The following is a 25092-nucleotide window of genomic DNA, read 5'->3' on the forward strand; positions in this document are numbered from 1 at the left end:
CGCAAACCATGCGCTTACGGTTCCACTGAAGAGTAAACGTCAGCCTTTTGCCGGGGCCTTCAGCCCAAGCTCCCGCATGGCAATCTGCAAGTCTGCCCAGGCTTCCTTCTTCTGCCGCGGGTCGCGCAGCAGAAACGCCGGATGGTAGGTGACAATCAGCTTGGACTCGCGCCACGCGTGAATCCGCCCGCGCAGCCCGGCAAGCGGCTGCCGCTGACCTAGTAGATACGTCGCCGCCGTAGCGCCCAACGCCACAATTACCTCTGGCCGCACCACATCAATCTGCCGGAACAAGAACGGCGAGCAGGTATGCGCCTCTTCGGGCTCCGGCGTGCGGTTTCCCGGCGGACGGCACTTGACCACATTCGCAATGTAGACCTCTTCACGCTTAAGGCCCATTGCGGAAATCATGTTATTCAGCAATTGCCCCGCACGGCCCACAAACGGAAGCCCCTGTGCGTCCTCATCGGCACCCGGTCCTTCACCCACAAACAGCAGCCGTGCCGTAGGCGAGCCATCGGCAAAGACAAGCTTGTTGCGCCCCTTATGCAGCGCGCAGCGGGTGCAGTCGCCAATCTCATCGCGAATAGCTTGAAGCGCGGCAATACGATCCCCCGGCGCAACAGCCGGAGCAATCGCTGGTGGAGCGGGAAATGGCTTACGAGGCGGAATATCAGTCTCCTGTGCTTCGCGCAGTCCTTCGCGGACGGCGGGTGGCGCTTCGCGCGGTTCTTGCCGGGTTGGAGGCTCAGATTCCACCCCAGCTTTTGCAGTCGGCAGAGAAGTTTCGGCGGACTGAGCGGCAACCGGAGCAAACTCCGCAAGCTTTGCCAGCAAAGCCTCATCCACAGGCCGCTGATAAAGCTCCGTCAGCCCAAGGTCGCGATAAAAACGCAGCCGCGCAGCCAACGCCTGCCGGGTTGCAGCATCGAGCGGAGCAGACATACGCTACTCCACAACAATCTGGCGAGGACGGCCAATCGTCTCGACAACATGCTGCTGCATGCCGCCCAACTCCATCACCATCTGCTTGGGCCTGCGCAGCGTCAGAATCTCGTCGAGAATGCGGTCAGCCAGCTTGCGCTTCGGCATCTCCGGCATCTCAATGGCTGTGGAAAGCGTCAGGAACGTTGCCGCGTTGTTATCCGCATCAATGCCCACGCTCTTCGCGGCTACATCGTTCACCACAATCGCATCCGCACCCTTGCGCAGCAGCTTGGCGCGGCCATTTTCAGCAATGTTCTCCGTCTCCGCCGCAAAACCAATAATCAGTTGCCCTGGATGACGGCGACGAACCACTTCCGCAAGAATGTCCTCGGTAGGCGCAAGCTCCAGTGTCATGGGCCCGGTGCGCTTCAGCTTTTGTTCCGAGACGACAATCGGACGATAATCCGCAACTGCCGCGGCCTTAATCACAATGGAAGCCTCGGCCATGCGGTTCAGCACTGCATCGCGCATCTCATCGGCTGTGGTAATCCGCAGCATCTCAACATTCACAGGAGGATGAATGTTCGTAGGTCCGGTAATCAGAATCACTTTCGCTCCGCGAGCCTGCGCAGCCTCGGCAATGGCATAGCCCATCTTGCCGCTCGAACGGTTGCCAAGAAAACGCACCGGGTCCAGCGCTTCACGCGTACCACCGGCGGTTACAAGAATCGTTTCGCCGGAAAGATCATGCCGGTGCCCTAGTGTATTCAGCACTGCTTCGGCAATGGTCTGCGGCTCCGCCATGCGCCCCGCGCCCACCATGCCGCAGGCCAGATCGCCGGTGCCGGGGTCAATTAAGTGCACGCCGCGATCAGCCAGAAGCCCAAGATTTGCCTGAGTCGCCGGGTGCTCCCACATGTTCACATTCATGGCCGGAGCCACAAGAACAGGAGCCTTGGTCGCCAGGTACATCGTGGTCAGAAAATCATCCGCAATGCCATGCGCAAACTTGGCAAGAATGTTGGCAGTTGCGGGAGCAACGATCAGCGCCTCGGTCCACAGCGCCTCGTCAATGTGCTCCATGGGAGCATCATTGCCCTCCCAGAGCCCGGTAATTACACGATGCCCCGAAAGCGCTTCAAACGTAAGCGGCTGCACAAAGCGCGTGGCGGACTCGGTCATAACAACATGCACTTCCAGCGCCTGCCGCTGCAGCGCACGGACCAGTTCCGCAGCCTTGTAAGCAGCAATCCCACCGGAGACACCGACTGTAACTCGCATAGATAGATTTTAGAACGAGGGACTTAGGGACTAGGGACTTAGGGACTAGGAAAATCCACGATGCAGTATCATTCCCGCAACACGCAGACTGCAGGAGAAACGGCATAAAAACAGGCTTCAGAAACGCCGCTCTAGTCCCTACGTCTCTGTTTTTAAGCCATTATCGCCAGTCCCGACTCATCCACCGGCGGCTTCATGACAGGAACGTCTTTTTTGATATAGCCAATCTTGTCTGCCTCAATCTCATCCTGGGCAATGCGGCAGAACTTCGTGGAGTGGCTGGGAACCAGCGCGCTGGTTCCGCTCTGCAACTGGCGTGCGCGGCGCGCGGCTACAAGCACCTTGCGATAGTTGGAATCGAACTTGGTCTCTACCTGCATCGGGGAACTCTCCTTGAATCAATCAAGACTCATTCGACTCAGATCCCGCCCGGCACGTTATTCCTCGTCCACGTCGGTATCTTCGTCAAAGTTCAACTGCTGCTGGCCGTTAGGATTCAGAATCCCAAAGGCTTCGAGAACTGGTTTCAACCGCTCTACCGAGTTGTTCTGGCGGCAGGCCGCAGCCACCTCCAGCACCCTTCGCGAGCGAAACGCAATCGGTTCGCTATTGCGATAATACCGCTCGGCCAGCACAATCGCCTCCAACTGCGCTACCGCCCGGTCAAGGATGTCGTTGACGAGAATATATCCGTATTCGCCGTAATTCTCAATCTCTTTGCTGGCCTCGGAGAGCCTGCGGTATAACTCCGCCTCGTTTACCTGGCCCTCGGCACGGCTCCGATTGCGCAGCCGGGTCCTTAGAACCTTGGGGTTAGGCGGCATGACAAAGATGCTCACCGCCTCCGGCATCGTCTTGCGCACCTGCATTGCGCCCTGCACATCAATGTCCAGAATCAGGTCATGCCCCTGCTTACGCGCCTCTTCCAGCGACCGCCGGCTGGTGCCATAGTAGTTGCCAAAAACCTCGGCATGCTCAAGAAAATCGCCCTCGGCAATCATCTGCTCAAAGGTAGCGCGGTCGGTAAAGTGATATTCGCGGCCATTCTCCTCTGAGCCGCGCGGCTGGCGCGTGGTCCACGAAATGGAGAACTCCACGCCGGAGACCTGCTTGCGCAGCTCGCTCACCAGCGTGCTCTTACCGGAGCCGGAAGGGGCCGAAATGATAAAAAGAATGCCTGCCACGTTAGGTTCTTACTGATTCCTTTCCTGAATTCTTCGGCAATGTAACCAGTCTGATCAATAATGCCTGACTCACCAGCGCAACCATGAGCTCCGACAACAAGGAGGGGCTCATGCCCTCACCATAATTGCACTGCTAACCGATGAGAATGGTTTTACTCAATGTTCTGAATCTGCTCGCGAGCCTTTTCAATCTCGGCCTTCATCGCCAGGCCCAGTTCGGTAATATGCGTGCCCTTGCCGCCCACGCCGCCTGTCTTGGAAAGCAGCGTGTTCGCCTCCCGATTCATCTCCTGCAGCAGAAAGTCGAGCTTCTTGCCTGCTTCGCCGCCACCGGAAAGCAATTCGCGAAAGTGGCCGATATGCGTGTTCATCCGCTCCAGCTCTTCCGCAATATCGCTGCGATCCACCAGCACGGCAACTTCCTCCAGCACGCGCTGGCGGCTGAACTCTGAACCCGCCGCCGCACTAAGACGCTGCGTCAACCGCTCCTGGTAACGCTGCTCCACCTCAGGCCGCAACTGCGCCACGCCTTCCACTGCTACGGCAAGCCTATCAAGCGCCGCATTCAAAATTTGTGCAAGCGATTCCCCTTCGCGTGCGCGCATTGCCTTGAGCTGTTCCAGCAGCGGGCCAATCTCCTTCAGCACGCTGGCCGTCAGCGCTTCCGCTTCCTCGTCGCCACTGCTGCGATGATTCGACTCAAGCGCCCCCGGAATGCGCAGAACGGTATTCAAATCCGGCTCGCCCGCAAGCGAAAACTCCTTCTGCGCCGCACGAAACGCATCCAGGTACCCCGCAACCAGCTCGCGATTGAACCCCGTGGCCTGTTGCGCGGCACGCTCGACTGAAAGCGTCAGCTCCACATGCCCGCGCACGAGATTGTCCTTCAACGCACGGCGCAGCTCCATCTCCAGCGCATCCAGGCCATTGGGCAAACGCAACTGCACATCGAGAAAACGATGGTTCACGCTCTTCACGCTGAGCGTATAGCTTGCCTGGTCGTTAACCCGCGCCTGCACGCGTGCAAATCCTGTCATCGAGTAGAGAGGCATTCTACAAATATCCTTTCAAAGCGCGCGCTCAAACGGCCGCAATCGGCTCCGGCACATCCATAAACTGCAGTTGATACAAGCGGCGATACGTTGGAGAAGTATCCAGCAACTCTTCATGCTTGCCAATCGCGGTGATGCGGCCATCTTCAAGAACAGCGATCCTGTTGGCGCGGCGAACAGTCCCAAGGCGATGCGCAATCACAACAACCGTACGATTCTGCATCAAGTTCGACAACGCAGTCTGCACCAGCGATTCACTCTCCGCATCCAGCGCGGAGGTAGCTTCATCCAGAATCAGAATCGGAGCATCTTTCAGAATGGCGCGCGCAATCGCAATGCGCTGCCGCTCGCCACCGGAGAGACGAAAGCCCTTCTCGCCAATTACCGTGTCATAGCCTTGCGGCATCTTCAAAATGAAATCATGCGCAAGAGCATTGCGCGCCGCCTGCTCTACCAACTCATGCTTCGCATCCGGCTGGCCATAGGCAATGTTGTTGCGCACCGTGTCATTAAAGAGAATCGTCTCCTGCGTGACTTGAGCAACCTGCTTGCGCAGCGAAGCCAGCGTAACATCGCGCAGATCGTGCCCGTCGATGAGGATGCACCCCGAAGTGACATCATAAAAACGCGGAATCAGATTCACCAGCGTAGACTTGCCCGCGCCGCTCGGCCCCACAAGCGCCAGCATCTCGCCTTGCTGCACGTCGAGGTCAACGTTATGCAGAATCTGGTGCTCGCCATCATCGCTGGAATATGCAAAGCCCACGTCTTCAAACTTCACAGACTTCTCAAAGTGCTTGAGTACCGTAGCGCGATGCCGCTCCTTCACCTCATCCTTGGTATCAAAGAACGCAAAGATGGAAGTCGAAGCGCCCATCGCCTGCTGGAAGCTGTTGTAGTACGAAGCGAAGCGCCGCACGGGGTCGTAGAGCTTGAAGAGCGCAATGATGAACGGGATAAAAACTTCCGCCGTCATGCGCCCGTGCTCAATTTCATAACGGCCAATCCAGAGCAGCATCGCAATCGCAACTGCGCCAATCGTATCCATGAGCGGTGAGCTGATGGACTGAATCCGCACGCTGTGCAGATTGGCGCGGAAGAGGCGCGTAGCTGCATTTTCAAAGCGAAGAATCTCCTGCAGTTCCGTGTTGAAGGCCTTCACAATGCGATGGCCTGTAACGGTTTCATGCAGAATGTTTTGAATTTCGGCGAGTTTGTCCTGCCCGGTGCGAGTGCGCGTGCGCACAGAGCGGCCAATACGCCGCGCCGATGTGATGACCACCGGGACAAACAGCAGCAACAGCCAGCTAAGCCGGCCTCCACAGAGGATGACGATGACCGCTGTAAAGAGGAAGGTGAAGAACTGCTGCAGGAAGTCACCGAGCACCGTACTGACGGCCATCTGCACCTTATCCACGTCATTGATGAGCGTAGAGAGAATCAGGCTGGTGGGGTGCTTCTGAAAGAAGCTCGACGAGCGGCGCAGCGTGACTTCATAAAGTTTGTTGCGGAGATCCGTGATGGTGCCGAAGCCGGCGTAATTCACGAGATACGTTCCAGCGTAATCGCAAATGCCCTTGAGAACCGTGGAGCCGATGAGCGCGAAGGCCATGATGGACCACGCATTGCCGTCGTGCATCTGCGGCGGAACAAGATGCCGCATATCGAACTGCCAACGCGGAGGCGCAAAGGGAAAAAGCAGCAAAGGTTGCGAAGGGCCCCCCGGCTTAAGCACAACACCAAGAATGGGGACAAAGAAAGCGACGCGGGCAGCATCCAGCAAACCAACCGCCGCAAGCAGCAGCACACCCGGCAGCCAGTAAAACGTATACGGCAGCCCGAAGCGCAGAAGCCGGAGAAATCCCTTCATGCAGTGTGGCCCGCCTTAGGGCTCAGCGGCATCCAATCGGAGAGCCCGGCCTGCGCGGAGTGGATGCATAGTTCCATCTACGTATTGTATCCGGGCACAGCCTTGCCGAAAGTCTATTTTTAGTACTTGCGCAGGTCCACAATTGCTTTGAAAATCTTCTCCGGCTGCGGCAGAATCACGTCTTCCAGAATCGGCTGGTAGGCAACGAACGTATCCATGCCCGCCACACGCTTTACTGGCGCGTCCAGATCCTCAAAAAGCTCATCGGCAATGCGCGCAGCAAGCTCCGCGCCAAAGCCCCAGCTCTGCATATCTTCATGCGCCACAATCACGCGACTGGTCTTGCGGACAGACTCCGCAATCGCTTCCCAGTCGTAGGGATTCAGCGTGCGCAGGTCAATCAGCTCGACGTCGATGCCGTGCTCGCGCTTCGCCTTCTCCGCCGCCTGCAGCGCACGCGGAACCACTGCGCCGTAGGTCACCAGCGTCAGGTCCTTGCCGGGGCGCACAATCTTCGCCTTGCCAAAGGGAATCGCAAAATCCGGCCCCGGGTACTCCGCGCGGCCATAGGTTTCGCGATACAGCCGCTTATGCTCCAGGAACAGCACCGGATCATCGCAGCGAATCGCCGTGCGCAGCAAACCATTCGCATCCAGAGCATTCGACGGCATCACGATCCGCAGCCCCGGAATATGCGTAAAGATGCTCTCGCCCGACTGCGAGTGATAAATCGACCCGCCCGTCAGATAACCGCCAATCGGCACGCGAATCACAACAGGCACAGCCCATGTGCCGTTCGAGCGCCAGCGCATGACGGAAAGCTCATTGCGAATCTGGTGCGTCGCAGGCCAGATGTAGTCAAAGAACTGAATCTCGACAACCGGCTTCATGCCGCGCGAAGCATACCCAATCGCCCTGCCCACAATATTGGCCTCGGCCAGAGGCGAGTTGAACACGCGCTCCGAGCCATAAGTCTTTTGCAGCCCGGCCGTGAGCTTGAAGACGCCGCCCTTGCCCTTAGCTTCTTTCAGAGCCTCTTCGCGGCTGGCATCCGCCACATCTTCGCCGTAAATCACAATGCGAGGATCACGCGCCATCTCATCGCGCAGGCACACGTTGATAAGATCCGCCATTGTGCGCGGCCCCTTCTTCTCCGTCGCGCTCTGCACGGGCTTTTCCGTAGCAAAGGCCGCGCACGTGGCATCAAGATTCTCCGAGTAAACGTGCTTCGTAATGCTCGCAATCTCCGGCAGCGGAGCAACAAGCGCACGATCCGCAGCCTCGGCAACTTCACGATCCCACCGGTGCTCAAACTCGGTAATCTGCTCGGCGGTCAAAATGCCTTCGCGCAGCAGCCGCATCTGCATCTTGGTTAGCGGATCGCGCAACGCATCGGCCTCGCGCTCTGCAGCAGAGCGGTACAGCTTGTCATCATCCGACTCCGAATGCGAATAAGGCCGCGTCACATGCCCATGCACCAGCGCAGGACCATTCCCGGCGCGGCAATGCTCCGCGGCAGCCTGAAAAGCACGCAGGCTCGCTTCAGGGTCCGTGCCATCCACTTCCGCAAAGTAGAAATTCGGAAAGTTCGCCACCAGCCGCGAGATGTTCCCGCCCGGCGTATTGACTTCCACCGGCGTGCTGATCGCGTAGCCGTTATCTTCCACGCAGAAGATAACTGGCAGCTTCTGGTTGGAGGACGTATTCAGCGCCTCCCAGAACTCACCCTGCGAAGTAGACCCTTCGCCCACGCACGTAAGCGCAATCTCGTCGCCGTGAAAGCTGACATGCGAAAATTCGCGGTAATCGCCAACAACCTTTTCAGCAGCTTCCGGATGACTGCTGAAGTAACGTCCCGCCTCCGCGCAGCCCACCGCGTGCAGCAACTGCGTCGCGGTCGAAGACGATGTGCTGACAATGTTCAGCTCGCGGCTGCTCCAGTGCGTCGGCATCTGCCGCCCGCCGCTGGCCGGGTCCGTCGCTGCACCCACGGACTGCAGCAGCATCTCTTCCGGCGTAACGCCAAGAGCATGCACCAGTGCGCGGTCACGATAGTACGGGAAAAACCAGTCATAGCCAGGCTTAAGCGCCAACGCCGCAGACACTTGCAGCGCCTCATGCCCTGCACCCGATATCTGGAAGAAGACCTTCTGCTGGCGCTTCAACAGAATCTCGCGGTCGTCGATGCGCCGCGACAGGTACATGAGCCGGTATATCTCGGTTAGCGCCTGCGGACTAAGTTCGCCGGTAAAAGAAATTGTCCCTTGCGCCCTATCAGACGCTCGAATCGTGGATACAGCAAGCCCCATTGGCGGACAATCCCCCTTTGCGAAAACCTGGATTCCTGACACATCTTTCCCATCAGAAAACCATCTCCGATTGTACTATTCTGGATGCCATCTTTGCGCCACCCTGATACACGCCTGTAGATTCCCCGGCCGCTACTGCCAGCTTTTCATAAGGTTTGGGGGGCCTGTCTCACTTGTCGCCGAATAGGTCATCCGCTCTTTCACATTGTGCGCCAGCTTCTCAATATCAGAGGCCATCTTCATGCGCTGCAACGCATTCAGCGGAGCACCTTCCGCCGTTACTCCAGCATTGAGTTGACGCGCCAGCGCAAGCAGTTTGTCCACATCGGAAACAATCGCACTTTGCCGTGCAGAGTTCAGCAGGCGCACACGGCGCATATCCTGCGTGACTTCCTGCTTTTCGATTGTGACCGTGCGGTCGGGAAACCGCTGACTGATTTGCGAAGGGTCAAAACTCGGCGGATGCGTCGGCGATTGCGCATGCCCCATCATCGTCGCAACCACAAAGAGAGCCAGCAGCCAAACCATACGCCCAACATGAACACGATTCTTTCGCTGTCCAGTCATCGCTCTTCCCTCCTTGTGTTCAGTTGGCCGCCGCTTCCGCACGATATTTTTCCTTCACGCCACGCGCCGCACGCTCCACCGCTTCCGCCTTGCGAATCACGGCCACCGAGAGCGTGTCCTTCGTGGTCTTGTCCACCTCGACCTTCAGCTCCGTCGCTAACTTCAGCAGTTGCGCATCCTCATCGGCAGCCTGTTTTTTATCGGAATCACGCGAAGATGGCTTATCCGCCACAGGTTCAGGAGTCGCGGGAACAGCATTGGCCCGCGCAGTATCCGCATGGGAAGTATTTTGCTGGCCCTGGCCGCAGGGAGTAGCGCCAGCGGCCAGCAAAGCCACCAGCACAAAGCCCGAAGCAACTTGCCATTCGCGACAAGTCCTTGCAATAAAATGCCGGTTCGGTTCCAAGCCCATGACAGACCTCCAGGTTCCAGCCGAACCGCACGCAAACCTAATGCCCAGACTCCGCATCAGATGGCGGAAGGCCCTTTCCTACACTTGTACACCCGAAAGTGCTTTCGCAGCGTCAGAGATATTTGCAAACTGAAAAATAGATTTCATAACAAGGAGAACTTCCCGATGCCCCCCTTCGCACTTTTTCTTCTATTCCGCTACGGAATTTTCGCGGAAGGCCGCTTCATGGGCCGCGTGCTCGACGAATGGATGAGCGATGTTCAGGAGTTTGTTCACAAGCGCCTGCCACATCTCGTCGTCATGATCGTCATCGCGTTTGTCCTCAGCCGCATCTTGAAGATGGCAACCGCGCGAACCATACGCCTTGCAGAAAATCACAAGACGGGCCACATCCGCGCCGGGCAGGTTAAAACGCTTGCCGGAATTGTGCAGGCAACCGGCATGGCCGTCATCCTCACCTTTCTCGCGCTGCAGATTCTTTCTTCCATCGGCATCGACCTCGGCCCGCTGCTCGCATCCGCAGGCATTGCAGGGGTAGCCGTAGGCCTGGCCGCGCAAAACATCGTGAAAGACGTGCTGAACGGCACGCTGATTCTTGTCGAAGACCAGTTCAACGTCGGCAACGTGGTCACCGTCGCAGGACTCACCGGAACCGTGGAAACCATGACGCTGCGCAAAACCAGCGTCCGCGGCGGAGACGGCACACTCTACGTCATACCCAACTCGCAAATCACCACCGTAGCCAACCAGAGCGCGGACTTCTCCGTGGCCACCATCAATGTCAGCGTGGACTTCTCCGCCGACCCCAACAAGGTTCTGCCCATCCTCACCAGCATTGCCACAGATGTCCGCAACAGCCCGCAGTTCAAAGACCTCTTCCTCGACAATCCGCAAATCCTCGGCGTCGATTCCCTCAAAGGCTCGCAACTCATCTGCCCAGTCGTATTCAAAACCAGGGCGCAACAGCAGTTCGGTCCCGTGCGCGAGTTCCAGCGCCGCGTCCGTATCGCGCTCGAAGAAAACCACATGCTGCCCGGCGATCCGAACCGCGTCTTTCAGTCCTTCGGCGTCAATGACGATGCATCGCACAGCGTTGCGCTTACGCGTCCGACACAAAATGCCGTAGCACATGTTGACCCAACAACGCTCAAGCCGCAAGAGGTAAACCCCTTCACCGGCGACGTCTAAAACTCCCTGCCACGCAGTGCACATCATACTTCCAGCTTCATTCCGCTTGACACCCCTTGACTTCTAGGCATACTCTCACCCATACATAGAAGGCAAGGGGTACAACGTGGCGCGAAATGATTTACAGGGAAGCCTCGACCTGCTGGTGCTCAAAACGCTCTCGCAACGCGGCAAGCTGCACGGCTACGGCATTGTGCAGCATATTCAAACGGCCTCCGACGAGCTGCTGCAAGTGGAAGAGGGGTCCATCTATCCCGCCCTGCACCGCATGGAGCAAAGCGGCTGGATTGACTCCGAGTGGGCGTTGACGGACACGGGACGCAAAGCAAAGTACTACAAGCTGACCGCCGCGGGCCGCAAACAACTGAAGGCCGCAGAAGAGAGCTTTGAGCTGCTGGTAAAGGGCATTCGTGCCATGCTGCGCTACGCGTAAGGAGGCCCATGGGACTGGCTCGCAGAATCAGCAACCTTTTCCGGCGCTCAAAAGTTGACAGCGAAATTCACGCAGAGTTGGAAGCGCACATCGCCCTGCGCACGGAAGACAACATCGCCGCCGGAATGTCTCCAGCAGCAGCGCGCCGCGATGCACTGCTGCGCTTCGGCAATCCCGAGGTAATGAAGGAACAAACAACCAGCAGCGATGCCGCGCTGGGCCTCGACCGCCTGTGGTTCGACCTTCGCTACACCCTGCGGCAATTGCGCCGCGCTCCGGGGTTTGCAGTGACGGCGATTCTTACGCTCGCGCTGGGATTAGGTGCGAATACCGCCGTCTTTTCGCTTATCAATGCACTGCTGCTACGTCCTCTGCCTGTGCCGCATGCGGGCGAGTTGGCGGTGTTGCGCATAGACACTGATAACGAAGGGGAGTTTGGTCCGAACTATAGTTTCAGCGCGCCGCTGGTTCGTGCGCTTGAAAAGCGGCATGACGCTTTTGACTCTGTTGCGGGCTACACAGGAATGTCGCGCTTTCAGGTGCGCGGCACATCGGGCAGTATGAGGGTTCCCGGTTCCATTGTCACTGGGCAATACTTTCGCGTGATGGGGACGCAGCCGCTGATGGGCCGCTATCTGACGGAGCAGGACGACCAGGAGGGCGGCGGGCCGGGCGGATATGCGGTTGTCATCAGCGAGAGCTTCTGGCGCTCGTGGTTTAACGGTGCGCCGGACGTGATTGGCCGCAAGCTGACGATTGGGAATACGCCGTTTACGGTGATGGGCGTCATGCCGAAGAGCTTTATTGGCTCGGCACCGACATCGCGGCCGCAAATCTACGCGCCGCTGTGGGCCGACCCAGTGATTAACACGCCTTCGAGCGGGCTTGCCGGCGGGATGCGCTCGTGGTGGCTCACCATGGTGGCGCGACGTAAACCGGGTGTCTCGCTGGAGCAGGCGAATGCAGCATTGAGCGCTGCTACTGGCTCCGTTCTGGCGGAGGTAGCCTCGGATAAAACTGGCCACAATTGGCTGGATAATGTGCGCAAGCATCATGTGCGCTTTGCCGCCGAGCCGGGTGCTAAGGGTTACACGTTTCTGCGCAAGAAGTTTGTGAAGCCCCTTGTTGCCATCTTTTGTTTGTGCGGTGCACTGCTGTTGCTGGCTTGTTTGAACCTGGCAAGCTTGTTGATGGCGCGGGCCGCGGCGCGAGAACGCGAGTTGGCTACGCGACTGGCGGTGGGCGCGACGCGACGGCGGCTGGTGCAGCAATTGATGGTGGAGAGCCTGCTGATTGCGTTGCTTGGCACGGCTGCGGGAATTATCGCCGCGCCGTTTGTGAGCGGGTTGCTGGCCGACATGATTATGCCGCATTACATGGGCGGTGTAACGCTGGTGCTGGATACTACGCTCGACCTCCGCGTGCTGTTTTTTGTTGCGTTTACTGCGATTGTTGCTACGGCGCTGATTGGATTAATTCCGGCGTTGCGCGCAACGTCAAAGAACCTTAACGAGCAGATTAAATCTGGTTCGAACGCGACCACGACGCGGAAGCAGCAGCGGTTATTGCCGCGTGTGCTGATGGGGCTGGAAGTGTCCCTGGCTTTGATTCTCATTATTGGTGCGGGATTGCTGGCGACAAGCCTGACACGGCTTTATTCCACCGGGCTTGGCTTTGACGCAAAAGGCATTGTGCATCTTGACCTCGACATGGACAAGCAATCGCTGGATGGAGAAACACTGACTCGATGGTATGAGCAGTTTGGCGAGGCGCTGCGGCAGCTGCCGGGTGTGGAGAGCATAAGTTTCGCGGAAGTCTTTCCTATGAGCGGCAACGACTGGAATGACCTTTACTACACTTCCGCAAACAGGGCTGAGCGCGAGGTGCATTTGAATGCCATTTCTCCTGGCTATTTCCAGACGATGCGTATTCCTGTTCATGAAGGCCGCGATTTCACGTGGAATGATACGAAGGCTACCGGAAGAAAAGTCATCCTGAGCGAAACGGCGGCTAAGATGTTCTTTCCAGACCGTAGCGCGATTGGACAGACGGTGAACGAAACCGATGATGGGGTGACGTATCAGTATGAAGTCATTGCTGTTGTCGCAGACTCGCACTATCAATCGATTCAAGAAAGATCGCTGGCGCTGGCGTATCTGCCGATTGCACAAAGCGACGAGCACAAGCCCTCATATGCAGCGGTAATTCGCCTGGCAGGACCTGATGCTCTGCTGGCTGCAGCTGCGCGTACACTGCTTGCGCGCATGGCACCGGATGTTCCGGCTCCGGTGATGACGACGATGGACAGCCAGATTGATGCGTCCATCGGTTCCGAGCGGATGATGGCAATACTGGCTGTGTTCTTTGCGGTGAGTGCGCTGCTGGTTACGGCAATCGGTCTGTATGGCACGCTCGCGTATGCAACAGCGCGAAGGACGAGTGAGATTGGGATTCGCATGGCGCTGGGGGCGCAGCGCGTGCAGGTTGTCGCGATGGTCTTTCGTGAGAATGCCTGGGTGGCTATGTGTGGCTCTGTACTGGGATTGGGGATTGCGCTCTTCGCGGCGCGGGCGCTGGCTGCGTTTCTCTACAACACTTCGGTGCGTGATCCGTTTGTGCTGATTGGGTCGGTTACAGCGCTGGCATTGATTGCCAGCGCCGCTTCGTTGATTCCGGCAATTCGTGCGGCGCGGGTCGATCCAATGGCAGCCCTGCGCGCGGAATAAAACTGCCGCAAGATACACAGCAACCTCAGATTCCCCCGCCGCTCGTAAAGGGCGGGCAGCCTTCGCAGTCTTCTGCCAACACGCGAATCAGTTCTTCCGAATCCGTAATCGGCGGCAGGCATGTCCGTCCACGGCAAATCACGGCCCACACATCCGCATCCTTCGGCACCGGGATGTTCAACAACATCTCCGCAAGCGCATCAGGAATTCCGCCGGGAACTATCCGCCACGGGCCAATGCGAGTGACCGTCTTGTTCACCGCATAGCGCGCCACGGCCATTGCTTCAAGCCGTTCTGCTTCCGTCCCGGAACCCACAATCACCACGTCCACCGGATCAAGCAGGAAGCGCTCCAGCGCAAGACCATAGCTGCCCGCATAAAGTCCGAAATGCTCCACAATACCGGCAAACGAAGCAAGCGTATCTTCCGCAACCTCGCGGTATTCTTCCTTGCCGGAAAGCGCTTCCAAACGCAACAAAGCAGATACCGCAACGGGGTTCCCCGCAGGCGTAGGTGAGTCCTGCAGCGGCTTGCGCCGGGCCGCCAGCGCACCCAGCGGAACAGTTCCCTGGACCACATGCGCCGTATCATAAAACGCGCCGGAGGTACGGTCATAGAAGCGCGCAATCATCGCATCGCCAAGCTTCACTGCTGCCTGGTAATACTCCATACGCCCGGTAGCAAACCACGCATCAATGCACGCATGCACCGTGAACGCATAATCATCCAGCGTGCCCGCAACGTGCTCCGCCGCCGCTTGATTTCCTGCTGCGGGATACGCAATCACATGCGTCAGCGACGCCTCGCCATCCCACGCCTCCGCCAATAAACGCCGCAATGTCAGCAGGGCAAAATCCCGCGTCTCATCCAGCCGCAACACGCGCGCTGTTTCAAAATATGCCCGCACCGCCATCGCATTCCACGCGGTATACAGCGTGCGGTCGATGAACGGAGTGGGCCGCAGCTTGCGCGAAGCAAACAGCTTCGCCTTCGCGGATGCCACCAGACCCTTCACCTGCTCCACAGGCTTGCCCGTCTGCTTTGCCACCTCTTCCAACGTGAACTTCACATGCAGAACATTCTTCGCCGGGTTGTGGTGCATGTCGCCCAGCTCGCCAATGTCGTACCAGATAGAAGCAACCGCCAGTTCCTCGGCATCCAGCACGGCGCGCGCTTCATCGAGTGTCCACGTAAAGTAGTCGCCGTCATCATCCAGATCAATGTCGGCATCCTGCGAGGCATAGAACCCGCCGCGCTCGCGGTCCGTCATCGTGGAGTCAAGCCAGCCGAGAATCTCAAGCGCCGTCTGGCGAAAATCCTCGCGCACAAAACTCTGAAATCCGTGCACGTAATTCCGCAATAGCTCCGTGTTGTCGTAGAGCATCTTTTCAAAGTGCGGAACCACCCAGCGCTCATCCACGCTGTAGCGATGAAAGCCTCCGGCGAGCTGGTCGTAGACGCCGCCCTTGGCCATCTTTTCGAGCGTCGTTACAAACGCTTCACGCGCCGCATCATTATCGCGGTTCATCGCAATTTCCAGCAGCAAATCCAACGCCGCTGGATGCGGAAACTTAGGCTGCGAGCCAAAGCCGCCATACCGCGAATCAAACTTCGAGAGCGCCGAGCCCGCAATCTTGTCCACCAGCCCAAGCGTCAGTTCCCCACTGCCACGACCGGAAAAACTCTCATTGTGCTCAATGGCCGACATCACGCTGGCAGCGGATTCAAGCGCCTCATCTCGCCTGTCCTGCCACACGCTGGCCATCGTCAGCAGAACGCGCCCAAAGCCGGGCCTGCCATAGCGGTCGTCGCGCGGAAAATATGTGCCGCCAAAAAACGGACGTCCATCTGACGTCAAAAATCCTGTCAGAGGCCATCCACCCTGCCCGCTGATGGCAGAGACAGCCGCCTGATAACGCGCATCCACATCGGGCCGCTCGTCACGGTCTACCTTGATGGCGATGTAATGTTCATTGATGATCTTTGCCAGCTCAGGATCTTCATACGATTCGCGATCCATAACGTGGCACCAGTGGCACCACACCGCACCAATGTCCAACAGGATCGGCTTGTTTTCTGACTGGGCGCGGTCAAACGCATCCTGCCCCCATGCGTGCCACTGCACAGGCTGGTGTTGAGCAGAGCGCAAATACGATGAGCTGGAGTGCTGAAGCAGGTTCCGCTCATGCGTGGATGGGGAAGTATCCTCAAGCATGGCAAGAGAATACATGGGGATGCGCCGGGACACCAACCCATCCCCATGCAAAGCGACTTATGCTGCGAGTGCTGCCTCAATTGCAGCCGTCAGCGTGGGGTTCAACGGGTCTGTATCCGGCGCAAACCGCTTCACCACCTCGCCGTCCTTGCTGACGAGAAACTTTTCAAAGTTCCAAAGAATCTCAGGCTCAGGATTTGTTGCAATCCCATAGCCGGCCAGCCGCTCGCGGAAGGGCTTTTCGCCCAGACTCAGAGCCGCAGGCTGCGCCGCAATCAGTTCCGCGTAGAGCGGATGCTTCTCCGGCCCGACCACGGTAATCTTCTCGAACATTGGAAAATCCACGCCATAGTTCGCCGTGCAGAAGGTGGCAATTTCCTCTGCCGTGCCCGGCTCCTGCTGCTTGAAGTCGTTCGCAGGAAAGGCGGCAATCACAAAGCCCTTGTCCTTGTAATCCTTGTAGAGCTTTTCAAGGCCCTCATACTGCGGCGTCAGGCCACACTTGGAAGCCACGTTCACAACGAGCAAAACCTTGCCCTTGAACTCACCCAGCGATGCAGGCGCGCCGGCAAGCGTGTTCACCGGAATGTCATAAATCGATATGGACATAAAAAATCTCCTGTCGCCAGTTCGCGCGACTGCTCAGGATAACAGCCGCTTGCCTACCTGTACGTAAAGCTCCACCGCATCCAGCAGCTCTTTCTTTGCAATCCGCTCTTTCGGCGTGTGCGCCACATGAATCGACCCCGGCCCCAGCAGCATTGGCTCGCCCCACTTGGTAAGCCACGGCACATCCGTTGTAAACTTCGCAATCATCGTAGGCAGGCCCGGCACCGCCCGCATGCGGATAAACGGAATGTCCAGCGAGAAATCCACATCCACCAGCCCGTCGGCGGCTTTCAAAATCGCCTCGCGAACCGGCTCGGACGGCCCCACAAGCCGCGTCAGAATATGCGCCTCCGCCTTGTCCGCAATCACGTTCGGCGCATAGCCGCCGTGAATTTGCCCCACATTCAGCGTCGAAGGCCCTACATCCTCCGTAACGGGTAGCTCCAGCGCCAGAATCTTATCCACCGCCTCAACCAGCTTGTGAATCGCCGAGTCGCCCAGCTCCGGATACGCAGAATGCGCCATCACACCGCTGGCGCGCAACACCACGCGCAGAGCGCCCTTGGAAGCCAGCGCCAGCCGGTTATCCGTAGGCTCGCCATTGATGAGAAATTTACTTCCCTTCGCATTCTCATTGGCCACCTTCGCGCCAGCCGAGTCACGTTCCTCACCCGACACAAACAGCAGCCCCACGCGGAACCCTTCTGCGCGCAAAGCCTCTGCCGCCGCAATCTGTGCGGCAATAATGCCCTTCGCATCGCAGACGCCGCGCCCGTATAGAAACTCCTCATCCTCGCGAAACGGAATGTACGGGGGCACCGTATCCATATGCGTGGAAAACACCAGTTCCGGCGAACCTTCCGCAGGCCCGGCATATACATTCCACCTCGGCCCATCACCGCCCTCTGCCGACTGCGGCACTGCCATCTTTTCCACAGCCCAGCCGCGCCCACCCAGAAAATCGGCAAGAAAGTCGCCCACAGCCCCTTCGTGATAAGTCGTGGATTCAATTTCAACAAGCTGGCGAGTAAATTCAAGCGGATTCAGTGCAGGCAGTTTCGTCATGATGGAGCCAGAATACCGCACCAAGCAATGGGACACCGAAAGCAACTCGCGCCGCACCCTCCCTGCATCCAAGCTCACAGTTGCGGACACATACAATGAAAACAACCATGGCCACAGCCGCACTTCCCAAGCTGCGCAGCATCCACTTAACCGGGCCCGAGGGCAGGCTTGAGGCCGTGTTGAATGAAGGCGCGCCGGACGCGCCCTTCGCTGCTCTCATCGCGCATCCGCACCCGCCCAGCGGCGGCACCATGCACCATAAAGTCGTCTACCACGCAATGAAAGTAATGAACGCCCCCGAGTGGGGCTTCCGCTGGCCTGTGCTCCGCTTCAATTTTCGCGGAACCGGCCTGAGCCACGGCGCATACGATGGCCGCGCCGAAACTGGAGACGTGCTGGCCGCGCTGGACTGGCTCGCCAGCGAATATCAAAAGCCCATCCTAGCCGCCGGCTTCAGCTTCGGAGCAGCCATCACGCTGGCCGCCTGCTGCAACAACTGCGGCACACGCGATATCGCCGCCATCGCCGCACTCGGCCTGCCCATCCAGTCCCCGCACCGCGCCTACGAGCATCCCTATCTCGCACACTGCCCCGCTCCCAAGCTCTTTCTCAGCGGCGACCACGACGAATTCGCTCCCCGTGAAGAACTCGCCATCATTACCGCGCAGGCACAGCAGCCCGCGCAAACCGTCTTCATCCCCAACTCCGACCACTTCTTCACTGGACGCATCGACGCCATGCAAGCCGAGCTTGCCACGTGGCTCGGCGCGTTGCTCAAGTAGGAGCTGCAATGATCCACTCCGGCGACACCATTCTCGATACCCTGCACGAAACGGCCACCGAGCTATTCATCGGAGCTCTTGCCGCCTCCAACATCGAATCCGCCTTCGACCGCCGCATCCGCATTGAAGACGAAATGCTGCACCGCCTTATACCCGACGGCAGCGGCCCGGAAGTCATCGATCTTTCCACTTATAAGCGCATCTTCGTTATCGCCATTGGCAAAGCCTCCGGCCCCATGCTCGACGTGCTGCTCAGCCGTATGAAACGCCGCAAAGGCCTGCGCGGCATCTGCTGCGGAAGCCCGCTGCCCAAAGAGCGCAACTGGCGCATCCGCTACTTTGAAGGCGGTCACCCGCTGCCCAATGAAGACTCCTTCGCCGCCGCCCGTGCCACGCTAGCCCTGCTCAAAAAAGCCAAGAAAGACACGCTGATTTTCTTCCTCCTATCCGGAGGCGGCTCCGCCATGATGGACCTCCCGCTCGACCCCGAAATCACCCTCGAAGACACCATCACCTTCCACGAAGCTCTGCTCGCTTCCGGCGCGCCCATCCAGGAAATCAACGTCCTGCGCAAGCACTTCTCTGCGGTCAAGGGCGGCCGCCTGGCCATAGCCGCGCCCGATGCCGGAAAAATCTCGCTCCTGCTCCCTGACGTCCCCCTGCGCTCACTCGACACGCTGGCCAGCGGCCCCACCACACCCGACCACAGCACTGTCGCCGACGCCCGCGCCCTCCTCGCTAAATACGACATCACCTCCAAGCTCCCGTCGCGCGTCCGCTGCTGGTTCGAGCACGAAGACCTCCCCGAATCCCCCGGCAACAAGGCCACGCTGCCTGACCGCATGCAGAAATTCGCCGGAGACATGCTCCGCCGCCTCACCTCCGAACCTGCACTGAAGGACGAAGACGACGCCTTCCGCAAATCCGTCTACGAAATTCTGCTCTCCACGCATGACCTGGTCGAAAGCACCCGCGCCCTCGCGCAAAAAGCCGGTTTCTACGTTGCCGTAGACAATGGCTGCGACGACTGGGACTACGCCGAAGCCGCACACTACCTGCTCAGCCGCTTCCAGGAGTTGCGCGCCGCACACCCGCGCCTCTGCCTCATCTCCGCCGGGGAAGTCACCGTCACCCTCAACCGCACCCCCGGCGCGGGAGGCCGCAACCAGCAATTCGCCCTGGCCTGCGCGCTCGAACTCGCCAAACACCCCAGCGAACCGCTCTCCGTCCTCAGCGCCGGTACGGACGGCATCGACGGCAACACCAAATCCGCCGGAGCCATCGCCGACCCCACCACCGTTGCCCGTGCCAAATCCTTCGGCTTCGACCCTGAAGCAAATCTGGCGGAATTCAACGCCTGTCCGCTCTTCACAGCCCTCGGCGACACCGTAGTTACCGGCCCCACCGGGCACAACCTCCGTGACCTCCGGCTGCTTATCTCTTCAGGTAACTGACGATTTTCCCTTTTCCCTAATCGCTTTAGTGCTTTACGATGGATGCGTGGCTCGCACCCGGACCCCGAAGACGCCAGCCAAAGCTGCTGATATCCGTGCTGTCGCAGCGCTGGCCAAAGTATCCATTGCCACCGTCTCGCGCACGGTCAACGGCTCACCCGCCGTCAGCGAGCGTCTGAGCAAGCGCGTCTGGCAAGCCATTGAGCAGCTCAACTACTTTCCAAACACCCACGCCCGCAGCCTCGTCTCAGGCCGTAGTCGCCTCTTCGGCATCATTGTTGAAAACATTACCAATCCCTTCTTCCCGGAACTTATCCAGAGCTTTGAAGAGATTGCCGTCGCCAACGGATACGAAATCCTCGTCAGCTCCTCCAACAGCGACCCGAAGATCCTCACCACCTGCGTCCGCCGCATGATCGAGCGCAAAGTCGAAGGCGTCGCTGTCCTTACCTTCGGTGAAGAAGAGCCCGTCCTCGACCAGCTCGCGCAACACCACATTCCGCTCGTGCTTGCCGAATTCAAACTGGAAGACGCTAAGGCCAGCACCATCCTGCTCGATTACACATCCGGCCTGAACGCAGCCGTCAGTCATCTCTCCGGTCTTGGACACCGCAAAATCGCCTACCTCGCCGGTCCGCATACCATCCACTCCGCCATCACGCGCAAAAACGACTTTGCCGCCGCAATGAACACCGCCAATCTGCCTATCAAACCGGAATGGGTACTCGAATGCGACCACACACTCAAAGGCGGCGTAACGGGCTTCACACGCCTCCAGGCGCTTCAGAACAGCCCCACCGCCATTCTCTGTTCCAATGACATGACCGCCATCGGCGTTCTGCGCGCCGCCTACATGGCTGGCCTGCGCGTCCCGCAGGACCTCTCCGTCATCGGCCTCGACGACATCGACTTCGCCGAATACACCCTGCCCCCGCTGACCACCATCCGCCTCTCGCGCATCGACCTTGCAAGAGCCGCATTTGAAGCCCTCCGCCAGCAGGCAGAAGTCGAATCTCCCACCGCCGTTAAACGCGAGTTTCTGGTCTCCACCACGCTGGTAGTGCGCGGCTCCACAGGTGCTCCACCCGCTTAGGCTTCGATAGCGGGCGCCCGCATAGCCACAACTTCCGCATGCGTCTCCGCCGCAGCCGTCCTTCTATCCGCAAACACCCGCGGAGCACCAAACCGAACCTCCGCCACAAACCCCGGCGTATTCAGCGCCTTCCAAAGATGCGGCAGAAACTTCTCATCGCCATACCAGCAAAGCTCGCGCTCCGGAACACCGCCTTCCACCACATAGCGCACCGCCACAGCCGTCACCGGAGCCCCGCCAGCAGCCGCAGGCTCAAACAGCGACGAGTGAAACTTCATCACCGCTGACCCATCCGAACTTGTCCCTTCAGGAAAAACCAGGACCGGCACCGCAACCGCCAGCCGCTCGGCAATCTCCCGCGCCACCTTCTGCGCACTCGCCCGGCTTGAACGGTCAATAAACAATGTTCCCGATTGCTTCGCCGCAAAGCCAAAGTACGGCCAGTCCGCAATCTCCGCCTTGGAAACAAACACGCAAGGCACCGTCGCGCTGTAAATCAAAATGTCCAGATAGCTCAGGTGATTGGAAACCAGCAGCCCCCGTTGAGGAGGCTCACCTTCCACGCGGCAACCAATCCCCATGCTGCGAATCACGCGCCTGCACGACGACTGCAGCCACAGCGCGCGCCGCGCCGCTGTCCACGAACCGCTCGCACGCATCCCTGCCAGTTCCACCAGGTTGAGCATCAGCGCCCAGGCCAGCGCCACAGCGCGCCGGCCCTGCCGGAATGTCACTGAGCCAGCGGAGCCAGAAAGCGGTTGCGAGCCGCCGAAGACATCAACCGGAGATCGAGCAATGTCAGGAAATCAATCGTGCCGAAAGCGCGGTCCCACGCCGGCGGCGCGGCAATCCGCGCGCCAATCGCAAGATACGTCTTCAGCAGCTTCGGGACTTTCACCTGCGCCCCATCCTCACCCGGAAGCGCCGTCTGTGCAGCCGCCTCCCGCTCCACGGGGCAGGCAAACTCCGCCGTCGGCATCGTCATAAACTCCGGACTCACGCGGTAATTCTCAAGCTGGCGATACATCTGCCAACCCTCTGCCGGGTCCTGGGAGTTCAACGACGAGCAGCCAATTAGGTAACGCAGCCCCATGTCGTTAGCATACTGGGCAATCCCCCGCCACAGCAGCGTCAACACCTCGGGCGTGCGATGCTCCCTGTCAATCGAAGCGCGCCCAAGCTCCAGAATCCCCGCCCGCAGTGGCTCATACGGCGCAAAGTGAAACTCCTGCTCGGAGTAGTACCCCCGGTTCCGCGCCGCCGTCACACCGCTCTGCATCCGATACGTGCCCACAATCCGCCGCATCGGATTCTCTTCCTGCTTGTCTTCCACCAGCAAATGCTCGCAGCACAAATCAAACTGGTCCGTATCAAGGCCAGTCTCATACGAGCTTTCCAGCCCCTCGCCAAGCTCAATATTGAAGACGCGGAAGCGCAGCCTGCACACCGCCTCGCGGTCTGCCTCGCTCTCCGCCATGCGCAACCTGTAACGCCCGACTTCCGCACGAACACGCGCACGCGGCGAAGCCGCGGGAGTAGAAGTAGCTTCAGAAGGCAGAGAGAAATCAACTGCAGGAACCGTGCGGAACTCTACATTGCCCGGAGAATTTTCGGCTATATGCGGATTCACCCGACCAGTATCCCCCTGGCAATGTAAGAGGACGATGAACCCGCCGCAAATGTGGTGCAAATTTTGCATATCCTGTAACCGGACAATCACATTTAGGCGCGTCTAAGCCCCGCAAAATCAGCTCTGCCATATCAGTCTGCATAGATGTGTACGTAATCCACCAGCATCTCTCCCGGAAAAACCGTCGCCGCATCCGGGTTCCCCGGCCAGTCCCCACCAATCGCCAGGTTCAAAATAAGAAACTGCGGCCCCGCATCAAACGGCCACGTCTCCGGCGTAAACTCCCCATTTGTTGGCGTAAATGTCGCATACGGCTTCGCTGGATCATCCACGTAAAACTCAACCTTCCCCTTCGTCCATGTCATGCCGTACGTATGCCACTCCGCCGCCGAAAACCCCGCTGGATGATACTTCTCCGTCCCATTCAACTCGTTTTTACCGCTCGTCCCGCCATGAACCGACCCCGCGATCCAGTCATACCCCGGCGCTTTTTCTCTCACGGAATACGGTGAATTATTTCCGTTGATATGCTCCATCACATCCAGTTCGCCGCACGCAGGCCAGTCAACGGTGGCAATATTGCTCCCTAGCAGCCAGAACGCTGGCCACATCCCCTGCGACTCCGGAAGCTTCATCCGCGCCTCCACGCGCCCATACATAAAGCTGAACAGCCCCGCCGACTTCAGCCGCGCCGACGTATAAACATCCTTCGCAGGATTCATCCCTACAACATGCAGATACCCGTCCGCGCCCACAAACGCATTCGGAGCAGACGTGCTGCACGGCCCTTTCGTAGAACCCCATGCGCAATACGTCTCAAGCTCGTGATTCCCGCAGCAGTTCGTGCCCACATCATACGTCCACGTAGCCGGATCAGGCTGACCCGGCACAGAACCAGAATTCGCAAACTCGTCACTCCAAGCCAGCGCTCCTGAAGCGATCTTCGGAGCAAACACCCGCGTAGTCACACTGCTAGACGCACGGCCATACGAATGCGCAAACGCCTTCACCGTCACATTGGACGCCACCAGAAATGGTGCCTCATACACCATCGAAGAAGAAATCGTCGGTACACTTCCATCCAGCGTGTAATAAATCCTCGCCTTGGGTGTCTGCGTAGCCAGGCTCACAATCACCGCGCCATTCTGTGCCGGAGTCGTCGTAATCACCGGAGCCACAACCGCCTGCCCCGCCGCGACTGTTGCGCCCATCCCAACAACCACACATGCCCAAACGCACATCAACCGCACAAAAACCCGCATACCATCTCCCACCTCAACCCTCATCCGCCAACAGCGGCAGATGCTCTTCAAACCCCTTCTTCAACCGCAAACTCCCACTTTCCCCCACAGCCTTCGCAACTCGCGCACGCAACTCCGCATTCGGAGCAACCCTCGCCAGCGCCTCAATCGCCAGCGGAGCCTCGCGTTCATCCTGCTCAATTTTTGCTATCAGAAAATCCACCCCCTCTGGCAGACGCGTTAATGCAATCGCACTCAGCAGCACCCCTTGAAACCACGGATCAAACACGCCACGCAACTGCGCCTTCAAAACATCCAGAGCCTTTTCAGAATGCGTCTCCGCCAGCGCAAACGCAGCCTCACCCGCCACGTCATCGCCATTCTCAAGAAACCGCACCACAAACGAAATCGCATCCTCGCGCTCGATCGCCAGCAACGCCGCAAAGCACGCAGCCAGCATCTCCTCCGGCTCTTCCTCCGGCATCAATGCTCCCTTCTGCACCAGCAATGCCCGCATCCGCAACAACGGGACCGCCAGCTCGCCCAGCTGCGTCAGCGCCCGCACCGCATCCACGCGCACAGACTTATCCGCATCCGTCAGCGGCTCCAACAGCAGCGTCAGCAAATCCTGCGTAGTCAGCCCGTCGCACGTCACCAGCGCCAGCGCACACGTCCCGCGCAGCGTACCCGCTGTGTCCGATCGCCCGCCAAATGTAGGCTCCCATTGGTGAAACGTAAGCCCGCGCAGAAAAACATCCTTATCGTGGCACTCCATCTTCACCAGCGCCTTGCTCAAAGCATTCTTCGCCCAGCACTGCGGATCATTCTTCTCCGCATTCTCAAAGAAGCGTTCAAAAGCCGCCAGCAAATCCGGCATCAGGTCATGTAGATTGTTTTCTTCCGCCAGCCGCGCAGCCTTCGACACAAGAAAGTTATTGCGATTCGCCAGCATCTTCTTCACGAACGCAACAGCAGCCGCATCCAGTTCACGCCCCTTGAGAGCTTCGAGCGCCGCCATCTGCTCATCAAATCCGCGCTGCGCCATACTTAAGCC

General features: G+C 58.8%; 22 protein-coding genes. 6 read left to right on the forward strand and 16 right to left on the reverse strand.

What is annotated here, in order from left to right; all coding sequences use genetic code 11:
* Positions 1 to 39: 39 nt before the first annotated feature.
* The 9 genes from AC5S3R_RS17425 to AC5S3R_RS17465 form a co-directional block, all read right to left on the reverse strand.
* Positions 40 to 945, reverse strand: a complete 906-nt coding sequence (locus tag AC5S3R_RS17425; RefSeq protein WP_494268433.1) for a uracil-DNA glycosylase — start codon at positions 943 to 945, stop codon at positions 40 to 42.
* A 3-nt stretch (positions 946 to 948) separates the two neighbouring features.
* Positions 949 to 2208, reverse strand: coding sequence for a bifunctional phosphopantothenoylcysteine decarboxylase/phosphopantothenate--cysteine ligase CoaBC (gene coaBC / locus AC5S3R_RS17430; protein ID WP_494268434.1), 1260 nt, complete (start codon positions 2206 to 2208; stop codon positions 949 to 951).
* A gap of 152 nt (positions 2209 to 2360) precedes the next feature.
* Positions 2361 to 2588, reverse strand: coding sequence for a DNA-directed RNA polymerase subunit omega (gene rpoZ / locus AC5S3R_RS17435; RefSeq protein WP_494268435.1), 228 nt, complete (start codon positions 2586 to 2588; stop codon positions 2361 to 2363).
* A gap of 57 nt (positions 2589 to 2645) precedes the next feature.
* A complete protein-coding gene (gene gmk / locus AC5S3R_RS17440) occupies positions 2646 to 3392 on the reverse strand; it encodes a guanylate kinase (RefSeq protein ID WP_494268436.1) in 747 nt (248 codons plus the stop codon).
* Between the two features lie 152 nt (positions 3393 to 3544).
* A complete protein-coding gene (locus tag AC5S3R_RS17445; protein WP_494268437.1) occupies positions 3545 to 4444 on the reverse strand; it encodes a YicC/YloC family endoribonuclease in 900 nt (299 codons plus the stop codon).
* A gap of 28 nt (positions 4445 to 4472) precedes the next feature.
* Positions 4473 to 6314, reverse strand: coding sequence for an ABC transporter ATP-binding protein (locus AC5S3R_RS17450; RefSeq protein ID WP_494268438.1), 1842 nt, complete (start codon positions 6312 to 6314; stop codon positions 4473 to 4475).
* 119 nt (positions 6315 to 6433) lie between these two features.
* The gene (locus AC5S3R_RS17455) at positions 6434 to 8518 is read right to left on the reverse strand and encodes an alpha-ketoacid dehydrogenase subunit alpha/beta (protein WP_494268439.1); all 2085 of its coding nucleotides are present in this window, start codon (positions 8516 to 8518) and stop codon (positions 6434 to 6436) included.
* A 237-nt stretch (positions 8519 to 8755) separates the two neighbouring features.
* Positions 8756 to 9190, reverse strand: coding sequence for a hypothetical protein (locus tag AC5S3R_RS17460; protein ID WP_494268440.1), 435 nt, complete (start codon positions 9188 to 9190; stop codon positions 8756 to 8758).
* Positions 9191 to 9209: 19 nt separating this feature from the next.
* Positions 9210 to 9602 carry a hypothetical protein gene (locus AC5S3R_RS17465; protein WP_494268441.1) on the reverse strand — a complete coding sequence of 131 codons (393 nt, stop codon included), beginning with the start codon at positions 9600 to 9602 and terminating at the stop codon, positions 9210 to 9212.
* A gap of 165 nt (positions 9603 to 9767) precedes the next feature.
* Here AC5S3R_RS17465 and AC5S3R_RS17470 point away from each other — a divergent pair, with 165 nt between their 5' ends.
* From AC5S3R_RS17470 to AC5S3R_RS17480, 3 genes are all read left to right on the forward strand, one after another.
* Entirely contained in the window at positions 9768 to 10790 is a 1023-nt protein-coding gene (locus AC5S3R_RS17470; protein WP_494268442.1) for a mechanosensitive ion channel family protein, read from the forward strand.
* Positions 10791 to 10896: 106 nt separating this feature from the next.
* Entirely contained in the window at positions 10897 to 11223 is a 327-nt protein-coding gene (locus AC5S3R_RS17475) for a PadR family transcriptional regulator (RefSeq protein ID WP_494268443.1), read from the forward strand.
* Between the two features lie 8 nt (positions 11224 to 11231).
* On the forward strand, positions 11232 to 13949 hold the full coding sequence (locus AC5S3R_RS17480) for an ABC transporter permease (RefSeq protein ID WP_494268444.1): 2718 nt from the start codon (positions 11232 to 11234) through the stop codon (positions 13947 to 13949).
* Positions 13950 to 13974: 25 nt separating this feature from the next.
* On the opposite strand, the gene AC5S3R_RS17485 is transcribed toward AC5S3R_RS17480, so the two are convergent.
* Genes AC5S3R_RS17485 through AC5S3R_RS17495 form a run of 3 tightly spaced genes read right to left on the reverse strand, consistent with a single transcriptional unit; the run spans position 13975 to position 17838 of the window.
* Positions 13975 to 16179, reverse strand: coding sequence for a thioredoxin domain-containing protein (locus AC5S3R_RS17485; protein WP_494268445.1), 2205 nt, complete (start codon positions 16177 to 16179; stop codon positions 13975 to 13977).
* A 42-nt stretch (positions 16180 to 16221) separates the two neighbouring features.
* Positions 16222 to 16773 carry a glutathione peroxidase gene (locus AC5S3R_RS17490; protein ID WP_494268446.1) on the reverse strand — a complete coding sequence of 184 codons (552 nt, stop codon included), beginning with the start codon at positions 16771 to 16773 and terminating at the stop codon, positions 16222 to 16224.
* A 33-nt stretch (positions 16774 to 16806) separates the two neighbouring features.
* Positions 16807 to 17838: a M20/M25/M40 family metallo-hydrolase gene (locus AC5S3R_RS17495; protein ID WP_494268447.1), complete on the reverse strand. Its 1032-nt coding sequence runs from the start codon at positions 17836 to 17838 to the stop codon at positions 16807 to 16809.
* A 95-nt stretch (positions 17839 to 17933) separates the two neighbouring features.
* On the opposite strand from AC5S3R_RS17495, the gene AC5S3R_RS17500 reads away from it, so the two are divergent.
* From AC5S3R_RS17500 to AC5S3R_RS17510, 3 genes are read left to right on the forward strand one after another with little or no spacing between them, the layout of a single operon-like run.
* Complete coding sequence (locus AC5S3R_RS17500; RefSeq protein WP_494268448.1) at positions 17934 to 18620, forward strand: alpha/beta hydrolase; 687 nt, start codon at positions 17934 to 17936, stop codon at positions 18618 to 18620.
* Between the two features lie 8 nt (positions 18621 to 18628).
* A complete protein-coding gene (locus AC5S3R_RS17505) occupies positions 18629 to 20074 on the forward strand; it encodes a glycerate kinase type-2 family protein (protein WP_494268449.1) in 1446 nt (481 codons plus the stop codon).
* Positions 20075 to 20120: 46 nt separating this feature from the next.
* The gene (locus tag AC5S3R_RS17510) at positions 20121 to 21167 is read left to right on the forward strand and encodes a LacI family DNA-binding transcriptional regulator (protein WP_494268450.1); all 1047 of its coding nucleotides are present in this window, start codon (positions 20121 to 20123) and stop codon (positions 21165 to 21167) included.
* Here the strand turns inward: AC5S3R_RS17510 and AC5S3R_RS17515 are convergent.
* The 4 genes from AC5S3R_RS17515 to AC5S3R_RS17530 form a co-directional block, all read right to left on the reverse strand.
* Positions 21164 to 21901, reverse strand: coding sequence for a lysophospholipid acyltransferase family protein (locus tag AC5S3R_RS17515; RefSeq protein WP_494268451.1), 738 nt, complete (start codon positions 21899 to 21901; stop codon positions 21164 to 21166). The genes AC5S3R_RS17510 and AC5S3R_RS17515 overlap by 4 nt on opposite strands.
* A complete protein-coding gene (locus AC5S3R_RS17520) occupies positions 21898 to 22797 on the reverse strand; it encodes a GNAT family N-acetyltransferase (protein ID WP_494268452.1) in 900 nt (299 codons plus the stop codon). Before AC5S3R_RS17520 ends, AC5S3R_RS17515 begins: the two co-directional genes overlap by 4 nt.
* A 131-nt stretch (positions 22798 to 22928) precedes the next feature.
* The gene (locus AC5S3R_RS17525) at positions 22929 to 24008 is read right to left on the reverse strand and encodes a family 16 glycosylhydrolase (protein ID WP_494268453.1); all 1080 of its coding nucleotides are present in this window, start codon (positions 24006 to 24008) and stop codon (positions 22929 to 22931) included.
* A gap of 64 nt (positions 24009 to 24072) precedes the next feature.
* On the reverse strand, positions 24073 to 25083 hold the full coding sequence (locus AC5S3R_RS17530; protein WP_494268454.1) for a hypothetical protein: 1011 nt from the start codon (positions 25081 to 25083) through the stop codon (positions 24073 to 24075).
* Positions 25084 to 25092 lie beyond the last annotated feature (9 nt).

The sequence above is a fragment of the Occallatibacter sp. FHG110214_02 genome, assembly GCF_059115385.1.